12 protein-coding genes are annotated in these 11,545 nt (G+C 60.7%); 5 read left to right on the top strand and 7 right to left on the bottom strand.

Annotation, left to right across the window (positions count from 1 at the left end; translation table 11 throughout):
* Position 1: 1 nt before the first annotated feature.
* Genes QF043_RS27045 through QF043_RS27035 form a run of 3 tightly spaced genes read right to left on the bottom strand, consistent with a single transcriptional unit; the run spans position 2 to position 3,422 of the window.
* Positions 2-787 carry a divergent polysaccharide deacetylase family protein gene (locus tag QF043_RS27045; protein WP_307420836.1) on the bottom strand — a complete coding sequence of 262 codons (786 nt, stop codon included), beginning with the start codon at positions 785-787 and terminating at the stop codon, positions 2-4.
* 1 nt (position 788) lies between these two features.
* On the bottom strand, positions 789-2,096 hold the full coding sequence (locus tag QF043_RS27040) for a S41 family peptidase (protein ID WP_056860667.1): 1,308 nt from the start codon (positions 2,094-2,096) through the stop codon (positions 789-791).
* Between the two features lie 30 nt (positions 2,097-2,126).
* On the bottom strand, positions 2,127-3,422 hold the full coding sequence (locus QF043_RS27035; RefSeq protein ID WP_065930802.1) for a murein hydrolase activator EnvC: 1,296 nt from the start codon (positions 3,420-3,422) through the stop codon (positions 2,127-2,129).
* Between the two features lie 243 nt (positions 3,423-3,665).
* Here QF043_RS27035 and QF043_RS27030 point away from each other — a divergent pair, with 243 nt between their 5' ends.
* Entirely contained in the window at positions 3,666-4,178 is a 513-nt protein-coding gene (locus tag QF043_RS27030; protein ID WP_307420835.1) for a PBECR2 nuclease fold domain-containing protein, read from the top strand.
* Between the two features lie 216 nt (positions 4,179-4,394).
* Here the strand turns inward: QF043_RS27030 and gpmI are convergent, their stop codons facing one another.
* Complete coding sequence (gene gpmI / locus QF043_RS27025; protein ID WP_307420834.1) at positions 4,395-5,921, bottom strand: 2,3-bisphosphoglycerate-independent phosphoglycerate mutase; 1,527 nt, start codon at positions 5,919-5,921, stop codon at positions 4,395-4,397.
* A gap of 151 nt (positions 5,922-6,072) precedes the next feature.
* On the opposite strand from gpmI, the gene QF043_RS27020 reads away from it, so the two are divergent.
* From QF043_RS27020 to secB, 3 genes are read left to right on the top strand one after another with little or no spacing between them, the layout of a single operon-like run.
* A complete protein-coding gene (locus QF043_RS27020; RefSeq protein WP_017138635.1) occupies positions 6,073-6,486 on the top strand; it encodes a rhodanese-like domain-containing protein in 414 nt (137 codons plus the stop codon).
* A gap of 1 nt (position 6,487) precedes the next feature.
* Positions 6,488-6,742 (top strand): glutaredoxin 3, encoded by a 255-nt coding sequence (grxC, locus tag QF043_RS27015; RefSeq protein WP_056860663.1) that lies wholly within the window; start codon positions 6,488-6,490, stop codon positions 6,740-6,742.
* A gap of 42 nt (positions 6,743-6,784) precedes the next feature.
* Positions 6,785-7,264, top strand: a complete 480-nt coding sequence (gene secB / locus QF043_RS27010) for a protein-export chaperone SecB (RefSeq protein WP_012721755.1) — start codon at positions 6,785-6,787, stop codon at positions 7,262-7,264.
* Between the two features lie 160 nt (positions 7,265-7,424).
* On the opposite strand, the gene QF043_RS27005 is transcribed toward secB, so the two are convergent.
* Positions 7,425-7,880, bottom strand: a complete 456-nt coding sequence (locus tag QF043_RS27005; protein ID WP_065930799.1) for a tRNA (cytidine(34)-2'-O)-methyltransferase — start codon at positions 7,878-7,880, stop codon at positions 7,425-7,427.
* On the opposite strand from QF043_RS27005, the gene QF043_RS27000 reads away from it, so the two are divergent.
* On the top strand, positions 7,879-8,319 hold the full coding sequence (locus tag QF043_RS27000; protein ID WP_305457094.1) for a hypothetical protein: 441 nt from the start codon (positions 7,879-7,881) through the stop codon (positions 8,317-8,319). The two genes, QF043_RS27005 and QF043_RS27000, sit on opposite strands and share 2 nt — an antisense overlap.
* A gap of 652 nt (positions 8,320-8,971) precedes the next feature.
* Here QF043_RS27000 and ntrC read toward each other — a convergent pair.
* Together ntrC and glnL are read right to left on the bottom strand one after the other, a co-directional pair.
* Positions 8,972-10,408 (bottom strand): nitrogen regulation protein NR(I), encoded by a 1,437-nt coding sequence (gene ntrC / locus QF043_RS26995; protein ID WP_016979129.1) that lies wholly within the window; start codon positions 10,406-10,408, stop codon positions 8,972-8,974.
* The gene (glnL, locus tag QF043_RS26990; protein WP_056860661.1) at positions 10,405-11,490 is read right to left on the bottom strand and encodes a nitrogen regulation protein NR(II); all 1,086 of its coding nucleotides are present in this window, start codon (positions 11,488-11,490) and stop codon (positions 10,405-10,407) included. Before glnL ends, ntrC begins: the two co-directional genes overlap by 4 nt.
* Positions 11,491-11,545 lie beyond the last annotated feature (55 nt).

The following is an 11,545-nucleotide window of genomic DNA, read 5'->3' as shown; positions in this document are numbered from 1 at the left end:
ACTATCTACGCGCCGGAAGATAGGTCCCGTTTTTGCCGTGTGCCGCCATGGCTTGGTTGCTGCGCACACTGATCATCAACTTGATATCAATCCAATCGATGCCCTGGGCCTTGAGCCTGGGCAACTCACGCTCCAGAACCGCCAGCGTTTGCGGGTAAGGGTGGCCGATCATCACCACCGAGCCCTGTTTGTGCGCCAGCTTGATCGCGGTTTGCAATTGGGTGGCAATCGCCGCCTCGGTGCGTTCGTCATCCAGGAACACATCCCGCGACACATGCGCCAGCCCGATCTTCTGCGCCTCGGCGGCGGCTACGGTCTGCGCGCTGGTGCGGCTGTCGACAAAGAACTTGTTGCGCCGTTGCAGCTCGGCCATCAGCCACGCCATCGCCGCTGGCTGGGCGGTCATGCGGCTGCCCATATGGTTGTTGATGCCGGCGGTGTAGGGCACGGCCTTGAAGGCGGCGTCCAGGCGCTTGCCGAGTTCTTCGATGGGCAGCTCGGGGTGCCAGGCGAACGGGCCGGTGGCCGGGTCCATGGGCATGTGCAGGATCACGACCTTACCGGCCTTGTGCGCTTCACGGGCGAATTCGGCGGCATGGGGCGTGTCGGGCATGATCGCCGTGGTCACCGGCCCAGGCAGGGCCAGCACGCGACGGTCCCGGGGCAGGTTTTGCCCCAGGTCGTCGATGATGAGGGTCAGGTAGGCTTTTTGCGGCTCGCCGGCAGGCGTCGCGTGGGCGACGCCTGCCAGGCTGCACAGCAGAGCGATGATCAGGGCAAAACGCATATCAACGGCTGCGCGTAATGCTCAGGCCTTTAAGCAGGCTGAGCGCCTGGGCCAGTTGGTAGTCGTCGTCCTGCGGCATCGGCTTGGCTTTGGTGCCACTGCCGGTCGGCTGGTCGGCGCCGCCGTTGCCATTGCCCAGGTGACCTTGCAGGTCGGCCTCTTTGTAGTACTCGCTGTCGACCTCGTTGGTGATCTTGGCCCTGCGCACCTCGATGTCCGGCACGATGCCCTGGGCCTGGATCGAGCGACCGTTCGGCGTGTAGTACAACGCCGTGGTGATCTTCAGTGCGCGGTCGTTGTTCAGCGGCAGTACGGTTTGTACCGAGCCTTTGCCGAAGCTGGTGGTGCCCATCAGCACGCCGCGCTTCTGGTCTTGCAGGGCACCGGCGACAATTTCCGATGCCGAAGCGCTGCCACCGTTGATCAGCACGGCCAGTGGCACGCCTTCGCTCAGGTCGTTACCGGTGGCCGAGAAGCGCAACTCGGAGTTGGCGATACGGCCCTTGGTGTACACGATCAGGCCTTTGCTGATGAAGTGGTCGACCACTTCAACCGCCGACTGCAGTACGCCGCCTGGGTTGTTACGCAGGTCGAGCACGATGCCGTTGAGCTTTTTGCCGTTGTCTTTACGCAGCTTGGCCAGGGCCTTGGCCACTTCGTCGCCGGTCTTGACCTGGAACTGGGTAATACGGATGTAACCGTAGCCTGACTCCAGCAGCTGGCTCTTCACGCTCTTGACCGTGATGGTCGCGCGGGCCAGGGTCACGTCAAACGGGTTGCCGCCGTCGCGTACCAGGGTCAGGGTGATTTTCTGGCCGAGCTTGCCGCGCATCTTGTCGACGGCTTCGGTCATGGACTGGCCACGGGTCGGCTGGCCGTTGATCTTCACGATCAAGTCGCCGGCCTGAATGCCCGCCTTGGACGCAGGGGTGTCATCGATCGGCGAGACCACTTTGATCTGGCCATCTTCGGAGCCGACTTCGATGCCCAGGCCGCCGAACTCACCGCTGGTGCTTTCCTGCAGCTCGGCAAAGTCTTCCGGCCCCAGGTAAGCGGAGTGCGGGTCGAGGTTGCTGAGCATGCCCTTGATGGCATTTTCCAGCAGGGTCTTGTCGTCTACGGGTTCGACATAAGCTGCCTTGATCCGGTCCATGACCTCGGCAAAGGTACGCAGCTCGTCCAGCGGCAGCGGCGCCTTGGTGGTCGCAGCGGTGGCGGCGGGTGCAGCCTGGTCGGCAAAAGCCAGAGGCGCGCCGATCACCAGGGCGATCGTCAGGGCCAGCGAAGTGAGGCGGGACAAATGCAGCATGTCGAACGAACTCCTAATGTAGATGCAGCCCTATCCTTGGGAACGGCACCATTGTGCAGGGTCGCTCGGGCGGCCCTGCTGACGAATAGCGAAGTACAGCGCCGGGGTGTCCTGGCCGCCACTGTTACCGACAGTGGAGATGGATTCACCGGCTTTTACAACATCACCTGCCGACTTGAGTAATGTCTGATTGTGGCCGTAAAGGCTCAAATAGCCATTGCCGTGGTCAAGAATCACTAACAAACCGGCGCCGCGCAGCCAATCGGCGAACACCACACGTCCACCGTGAACGGCGTGGACCTGGCTGCCGGCGGCGGCGCTGATCATCACCCCATCCCACTTGGCGCGGGTGTCATCGCCACGGGTTTCACCAAAGCGCGCCAGTAGTCGACCATCAACTGGCCATGGAAGTTTTCCGCGGGCTGAAGCAAAAGGGCCGCCGAAGTTCTCGCCGGAGCTGGAAACCAGCGGCCCAGGCGCTGCACGCGCCGGTTTACGCGGCGCCGGCGCGTCGGTGGTGGCGGCCAGCTCGGCTTCACGCTGGCGCTTTTTTTCCGCTTCCTGCTGGGCGATCAGCGCTTTTTGCCGCGCTTCTTCAGCCTCACGTGCCTGGCGAGCCAGGGTTTCTTCGATGGTTTTGAGCACTTTACCCAGGTCAGCCTGGTCTTGCTCGCGGGCCTGGAGCTTGGCGTCGCGGGCTTTCACATCGTTATTGAGCTTGGCCAGGGCTTGCTGGCGCTCTTTGCGCACCTTGTCCAACTGGTCGCGCTGGGTGTCGAGGGCGGTTTTCTGATCAAGCAATTGCGACTGCTGGTCGGCGATTTCCTGCTCGACATTGGCCAGCTGGCGCAGGGTTTCATTAAAACCCTTCAATTGCGCCAGGCGCGCCTTGCTCAGGTAGTCGTAATAGGTGAGGGTGCGCGCGAATTTCTCGGGGTTCTGCTGGTTGAGCAGCAGCTTGAGGTATTCCTGGCGGCCGCTCTGGTAGGCGGCGCGGGCCTGGATCGCAATCAAGCGTTGCTGTTCAACGCGTGCGCTCTGGAGTTTTTTTTTCTCAGCGTCGAGTCGCTCCAGTTCCGACTCGCTCTTCTTTAATTCTTTTTGTAGCTCCTGGACCTGCTTCTCGAGCTTGCCCATCTCGGTTTCCGTGCCGCGCAGGTCTTTCTGCACCCCGGATTTTTCTTCCTGGAGCTTGCCGAGCAGTTTTTTCAGCTCGGTAATGTCCTGACGCGTAGCGTCCAACTGTTGTTGAGTTTGTGCGCGCTCATCGGCAAACGCCGGTTGGAGCAGGCAGACTAGAGCGAGGGTAATCAAGGCGCGAAGCATAGAGGCGGGCGACACCAGGGAAAGGGACGGCCTAGTATGCCCGCCAAGCGCCGCAAAAAAAACGCCTCAACGCCAACTGCTTTGAGGCGTTCGTCATAAAAACCTGTTCAGGGCGATTTAATTGGGCGGTTCGCGGGTTAAACCTTGATTGAAGAAACGCTTTGAAACGCTCCACCTGCACTGGTTTTTGCTACTGAGAATAGACTCACGAGCCCTCTAATCAGGCAGTTGGCGCGATCGGCAATGTCCGGTGTTCATGAGTCAAAAGGCCAGCAAACCTGGCTCGATTACGGATTGCCCGACCTGCGTAGCCTCGATCGGGCTCTACGTTCTTGCGCACTTGAGGAGGTGTTGGCGGGCAAAGACATTACCGATGCTGTCGATATCGTGGCTTCAAACCTGGGGATTGCCGACTCGGCATGCCCTCAGGTTTGTATAACTTCGCCTCTGGGCAGGGTATTGATCCAGCGCACGACGCTGCGGCACATCGTTGAAAAACGGCAGGACGCCAGAGAGCGATATGTAAAATTCGCGCTGGATACGCTGACAGGGCCTCTGGAGATCTGGCGGGTGGCTTATAGCGACGGTTCGGCACGCCTGGCGTTCATCGGTGCGTATGAAACCAAGCGGCAGATGCTGGTAGTTGTGAATATCCAGGCAGGCAATGTGTTGTGGAATTTCATGCAGACCGATGCCAAGGCGCTGAATAAGCATCGCCATGGAGAGTTGCTTTACAAACGCTACCAACTTTTATAACAGGCAAAGAAAAGGGCAGTTCTCTCGAACTGCCCTAAGTTAGAGCGCTTGATATTCATATACACACCCTCAAGCAGGGGTGTGGAGGTCTCACCCTACGCTGATGTCCAACCATCAACGGGGTTCCTACGCCAGTTATCGCCGCTGGAGGCAACTGGTTTCGCGCTCATGTTCATTATTGACGGGCTACTCGCTTTGAGCAACCCCCGAACTGTTTCAGACCAGAATCGAAGTACCGGTCATCTCTTTCGGCTTCTCCAGCCCCATCAGTTTCAGCATGGTCGGCGCCACGTCCGCCAGCACGCCGCCTTCGCGCACTTTAAGGTCGCGCTTGCCGACATAGATGAACGGCACCGGCTCGGTGGTGTGGGCGGTGTGGGCTTGCCCGGTGGATTCGTCGGACATCTGCTCGCAGTTGCCGTGGTCGGCGGTGATCAGCGCTTCGCCGCCGACTTTCTCCAGGGCGTCGACGATGCGGCCGACGCACAGGTCCAGGCATTCCACGGCTTTAACGGCCGCTTCCAGGTTGCCGCTGTGGCCGACCATGTCACCGTTGGCGTAGTTGACCACGATCACGTCGTAACGCTGGTGTTCGATGGCATCGACGATCTTGTCGGTGACTTCCGGCGCGCTCATCTCCGGCTGCAGGTCGTAGGTAGCGACTTTTGGCGATGGGATCAGGATGCGTTCTTCGCCCGGGAACGGCTCTTCGCGGCCACCGGAGAAGAAGAAGGTCACGTGGGCGTATTTTTCGGTTTCGGCAATGCGCAGCTGAGTCTTGCCGTTTTTCGCCAAATAGTCGCCCAGCACGTTTTCCAGGCTGCCCGGCGCGAATGCCGAAGGGGCCGGGATGTTGGCGGCGTATTGGGTGAGCATTACGAACTCGGCTTTCGGCTGGCGCGCGCGCTCGAAGTCTTTAAAACCGCTATCGACGAACACATGGCTCAGCTCGCGCGCGCGGTCGGCGCGGAAGTTCATGAACACCAGGGCGTCGCCGTCTTCGACTTTGACCGGCTCGCCGATGGTGGTGGCTTTGACGAACTCGTCGCTCTCGCCACGCGCATAGGCGGCTTGCAGGCCTTCCTGGGCGGTGGCGGCGTGAAATTCGCCTTGGCCTTGCGCGATCAGGTTGTAAGCCTGGGCGACACGGTCCCAGCGGTTGTCACGGTCCATCGCAAAATAACGGCCGACCAGGCTGGCGATGCGGCCCTTGCCGAGTGCGGCGAAGGTGGCGTCGAGCAGTTCGATGGACGATTGCGCACTTTTCGGCGGCGTATCGCGACCGTCGAGGAAGGCGTGCAGGTAGATTTTTTCGGCGCCGCGCTTGAAGGCCAGTTCGGCCATGGCAACCAGGTGGTCCTGGTGGCTGTGTACACCGCCGTCGGACAACAGGCCCATGAAATGCACGGATTTGCCGGCGGCAACGGCTTTATCCACCGCCGCGCAGATGGTCGGGTTCTCGAAGAACTCGCCATCACGGATCGCTTTGGTCACGCGCGTGAAGTCTTGGTATACCACTCGTCCGGCGCCGAGGTTCATGTGGCCGACTTCCGAGTTGCCCATCTGGCCGTCCGGCAAGCCCACATCCATACCGGAACCGGAGATCAGGCCATTGGGTACGGTGGCAGTCAGGCGGTCGAGTACCGGCTTGCTGGCCGAGTACACGGCGTTGTCGTGGTGGCTTTCACTGTGTCCAAAGCCATCGAGAATTATCAGGACCAAAGGTTTAGGCGTAGTAGTCATAGATCCTCTCGCGGCGCTAATAAAGGAAGACAATTGAAAAGGGAGTAGCAGTCTAAAGCGAAGTTCCGACCACGTCACCGCTTTACGGGGGTTGGCCGCCCCCGACGGCTGTGTATACTTACCGCCATTTTAACGCCCTGGAACCTCCTTGATGGTTGATCACCTGATTGCATTTGCCACTGCCCACTACCTGCTCGCGGGTGCCTTCGTCATCCTGCTGGCGCTGCTGATCGCTCATGAAATGAGTCGCGGTGGCCGCAGCCTGAGCACGTCGGAGCTGACCGCGCTGGTCAACAAGGATGAGGCCGTTGTCGTGGATATTCGCCCGGCCAAGGATTTCGCCGCCGGCCATATCGTCGGCGCCCTGAACATTCCACAGGACAAGCTGATCGCCCGCTTGCCCGAGCTGGAAAAACACAAGGCCAAGACCATTATTCTGGTCGACGCCCAAGGCCAGCACGCCGGCACCCATGCCCGCGAGATGCTCAAAGCCGGTTTCACCGCCGCCAAACTGTCCGGCGGTATCGGCAGCTGGAAGGCCGATAACCTGCCGTTGGTGAAGTGATATGAGCCAGGTTGTCGTTTACTCCAGCGATTGGTGCCCTTACTGCATGCGAGCCAAGGCCCTGCTTGAGAAGAAGGGTGTTGCTTTCGAAGAGATCAAGGTCGACGGCAAACCCCAAGTGCGCGCCGAAATGACCAAGAAAGCGGGACGCACGTCCGTGCCGCAGATCTGGATCGGCGACAAGCATGTCGGTGGGTGCGATGACCTGTTCGCTCTGGAGCGCGCCGGTAAACTCGATGCGCTGCTGCTCGTCTGACTCCTAAACCCTAAAAGACCCCAAGATCAAGAAGGATCTGCGATGACTGACCAACAGAACACCGAAGCAGCAGAAGCTCAAGGCCCACAGTTTTCGCTGCAGCGGATCTACGTGCGTGACCTGTCGTTCGAAGCGCCGAAAAGCCCGGCCATCTTCCGCCAGGAATGGACCCCAAGCGTCGCGCTGGACCTGAACACCCGTCAAAAGGCTTTGGAAGGCGACTTCCACGAAGTCGTGCTGACCCTGTCCGTGACTGTTAAGAACGGCGAAGAAGTAGCCTTCATCGCTGAAGTGCAACAGGCTGGTATCTTCCTGATCCAGGGCCTGGACGAAGCGTCCATGAGCCACACCCTGGGCGCGTTCTGCCCGAACATCCTGTTCCCGTATGCCCGTGAGACCCTGGACAGCCTGGTTACCCGTGGCTCGTTCCCGGCACTGATGCTGGCGCCGGTGAACTTCGATGCCCTGTACGCGCAAGAGCTGCAGCGCATGCAACAGGAAGGTTCGTCGACTGTTCAGTAAGCTGTTCTGAGCAACGACACCGATCAAATGTGGGAGCGGGCTTGTGTGGGAGCTGGCTTGCCTGCGATAGCATCACCTCAGTATCACTGATACACCGAGGTGACTGCATCGCAGGCAAGCCAGCTCCCACACAGGTCTGCTCCCACATTTTGTTTATGCGTTACTTGAAGCCGAGTTGGCGCCAGCCTTCGTAAACCGCGACGGCCACGGTGTTGGACAGGTTCAAGCTGCGGCAACCCTCGCGCATCGGCAGGCGCAGACGATGGCCCTCAGGCAGGGCATCAAGCACCTCCGCCGGCAGGCCACGGCTTTCCGGGCCGAACAGGAAGGCGTCGCCTTCGGCAAAGCTGGCATCATGAAACGGCCGCGAGCCTTTGGTGGTGAAAGCGAACAGCCGCGGGTGGCCCAAACTCTCCAGGCAGCTGGCGAGGTCGGCGTGGCGCTTGAGCGTGGCGTACTCGTGGTAGTCCAGCCCGGCGCGGCGCAGGCGTTTGTCGTCCATGTCAAAGCCCAGCGGCTCGATCAAATGCAGGTGGCAGCCACTGTTGGCGCACAGCCTGATAACGTTGCCGGTATTCGGCGGAATTTCTGGTTGAAAAAGGATGACGTGAAACATGCACGGCTCCGAAGGCAAAGATGCGCTGCATTCTACCCCTGAAGACGACCCAAGGCCGAAGCTATTGCCACGGGTGATGGGCTCATTGGCAATTGTTGGTTTGATGATCGGGCTGATGATCGGCCGCCTGACCACGCCGGATCCGGTCGAACTGCAGCAGGTAGAAACAGCGGCAGACGGCGTGGTGGTGTGGTTCAACAGCGAACCCAAGCTGCACGGCGAACACGTCGATGGCACCGTAGCAGTGCTGTTCGACGCGCAAGGCAAGGCTGCCAGCGGGCAACTCAAGGTCAACGACAAGGACGTGAACTGGCGTGTTCGCAAAACCGATGGCGGCTTGCTGCTGAACCTGGTGGCGGCTCGGCCGTTGCGTGGGGAGTGGAAAGGCGAGAAGGCCGACGGCCGCTGGCGGCTGCAGATCCATCTGCGCGAGCAATAAAAGAGGGAATCCCCGGCCTGCCTGTACCAAGGTTCCCGAAACGGGCTGGGGCTATGGGCGCGGTGCCGCATCAGCCCCGGGTGTAAAGAAGGGAGTTCCCGGCCTGCCTGTACCAGGGCTCCCAAAACGGGGTGAAGCCTTGCAAGGCTTCGGTGTTAAAGAGGGAATCCCCGGCCTGCCTGTACCGAGGTTCCCGAAACGGGTGTGGGGCGCGACGCGATCCGCATCAAGCACCCCGGGTGTAAAGAGGGGATTCTCGGCCTGCCTGTACCAAGGTCCCCGAAACTGGGTGATGTAAGGGTTATTGCAGGGCGCGTGCCAGAAGTTGCAATGTGTGCCAAAAAATTACGCCAGAAAGCGCAAAGCCCCGGAATACGGGGCTTTGGTGTTTTTTGCGATTTGATTTTTTCTTGATTCGGCGGGTGTTTCAGGCTGGCTGGATGTGCGCGATGCTAGTTCATGGTGCATTGAAGCGGTGCACAGTCTTTTGGCCTGGCACAAAATAAATGTGGGAGCTGCTTTGTGTGGGAGCCGGGCTTGCCCGCGATGCAGGCACCTCGGTGTGTCAGGTACACCGCGCTGATGCTATCGCAGGCAAGCCAGCTCCCACACAAAGCCAGCTCCCACATGGGTTCTTCAGTGGTTTTGAGATTTAGCCCTCATCACCCTCATCATCATCCCCACCGTCGACCTTCATCCCCAACTCCTTGATCTTGCGCGTCAAGGTATTACGGCCCCAACCCAGCAACACAGCGGCATCGCGACGGCGGCCGGCGGTGTGCTTCAGGGCGGTTTCGATCATGATGCGCTCGAACGCCGGCACGGCGCTGTCCAGCAGGTTCGACTGGCCGCGTGCCAAGGCCTGGTCGGCCCATTGACGCAGCGCCTGTTCCCAGTTGGTCACCGGTGCCGAATCCTGCGGCAGGCTCAACAGCTCCGGCGGCAGGTCGCTGATGTGCACTTCCCGCCCGGACGCCATCACCGTGATCCAGCGGCAGGTGTTCTCCAGCTGGCGCACGTTGCCTGGCCACGGCAGGTTCTTGAGGTATTCCTCGGTCTCGCTTTTGAGCAGCTTCGGCTCCACCGCCAATTCTTGCGCGGCGCGGCTGAGGAAGTGGCGGGCCAGGGTTGGGATGTCTTCGCGGCGGTCCGACATCCGAGGGATGTGGATACGAATCACGTTCAAACGGTGAAACAAGTCCTCACGGAATTTGCCCGCGTGTACCAGGGTTTCCAGATTCTGGTGCGTTGCTGCAATGATGCGCACATCGACCTTGACCGGCGTGTGCCCGCCAACGCGGTAGAACTCACCATCTGCCAATACACGCAACAAGCGCGTCTGGGTATCTGCCGGCATATCGCCAATTTCATCCAGGAACAGCGTGCCGCCGTCCGCCTGTTCAAAGCGCCCGCGACGCAGGTTGGCCGCGCCGGTGAACGCGCCTTTTTCATGGCCGAACAGCTCGGACTCCATCAAGTCCTTCGGAATCGCCGCCATGTTCAGCGCGATAAACGGCGAAGCCGCCCGTGGGCTGTGACGGTGCAGCGCGTGGGCCACCAACTCTTTACCGGTACCCGACTCGCCGTTGATCAACACGGTGATGTTGGAGTGGCTCAAACGCCCGATGGCGCGAAACACTTCCTGCATCGCCGGCGCTTCACCGATGATTTCCGGGGTGCGGGTCAGGGCCGGCGGAGCTTCCTGGCTTTGTTGTTCCTGGGCGTGCTGGTTGGCGCGCTTGACCAGCGCCACCGCCTCGTCCACATCGAACGGCTTGGGCAGGTATTCAAAGGCGCCGCCCTGATAAGACGCGACAGCGCTGTCCAGGTCCGAGTGCGCGGTCATGATGATCACCGGCAAGCGCGGGTGCTGCTCACGGATGCGCGCCAGCAAGTCCAGGCCACTGGCGCCGGGCATGCGAATGTCGGAGATGATCACGTCCGGCTGCTGACGAGCCAGGCGGCTCATCACCCCGTCGGCGCTGTCGAAGCTCTGGGTAGTCATGCCTTCCTGTTGCAAGGCTTTCTCGAGGACCCAGCGGATAGAACGGTCGTCATCGACGATCCAGACAGTTTCACTACGGCTCATGTCGATGGGGCTCCTTGTTCCAGAGGCAGAAAGATCGAGAACGTGGTGTGGCCGGGATGGCTTTCACATTCGATCAGACCCTGGTGCTGGCTGATGATGTTCTGAGTAATGGCCAGGCCCAACCCGGTACCGTCCGGGCGGCCGCTGACCATGGGAAAGAAGATGGTTTCCTGCAGTTCGGCCGGGATGCCCGGGCCGTTGTCGATGATCTCGACCTTGGTCACCAGGCGATGGCGCACATGGCCGATGGTGAACTGGCGCAGGGCGCGGGTGCGCAGGCTGATGCGGCCCAGGCGCAGCTCGTTCTGGCTGCTGATGGCCTGCATGGCGTTGCGCACGATATTGAGCACCGCCTGAATCATCTGCTCGCGGTCGATCAATACGTCGGGAATGCTCGGGTCGTAGTCGCGCACCAGGGTGATGCAGCCCTGGCTTTCGGCCTCGACCAGCTGGCACACGCGCTCCAGCACTTCGTGCACGTTGGTCATCGCCAGGGACGGCAACTTGTTGGAGCCGAGCATGCGGTCCACCAGGTTACGCAGGCGGTCGGCCTCCTCGATGATGACGTTGGTGTAGTCCTTGAGGTGCTCCTCCGGCAGCTCACGGGCCAGCAACTGCGCCGCGCCGCGAATGCCACCGAGGGGGTTTTTTATCTCGTGGGCCAGGCCGCGCACCAGCATTTTGCTGGTTTCCTGTTTGGAGAGCTGCGCTTCTTCTTTGGTGATGCGCAGCAGGCGGTCACGCGGGTGCACTTCGAGCAACAGCAGGGTCGCGCCATTGCTCAGGATCGGGGTCACGGCGTAGTCGACGGTCAGGGTCTGGCCGGTGAGGGCGGTGAGCATCGCTTCGCGCTTGGTGAACGGGTGCGCCTGCTCCACGGCCTGGCGCAACGAACTCAAGGCCTCGGCCGACTCGGTGAACAATTCGCTGATGAACTGCCCATGGCTGCGCTGGCCGCTGATGGCCAGGAGCATCTCCGCCGCCGGGTTCATGTACTCAAGACGCAAGTCGTCATTGAGCAGGATGGTCGCGGTGGTCAGGTTGTCGAGTAACAAACGGTGCAGTGCATCGCTGATGGTCATCGGGACCTCTTTTGGAGCAAGGCGCGGGCTTGAGGCACACGCTGATACAAGGAAA

Source organism: Pseudomonas sp. W3I7 (assembly GCF_030816095.1).
GTDB classification, from domain to species: Bacteria; Pseudomonadota; Gammaproteobacteria; order Pseudomonadales; family Pseudomonadaceae; genus Aquipseudomonas; species Aquipseudomonas salomonii.
Note: the sequence above shows the minus strand (reverse complement) of the source record. Positions and strands in the feature narration are given on the sequence as shown.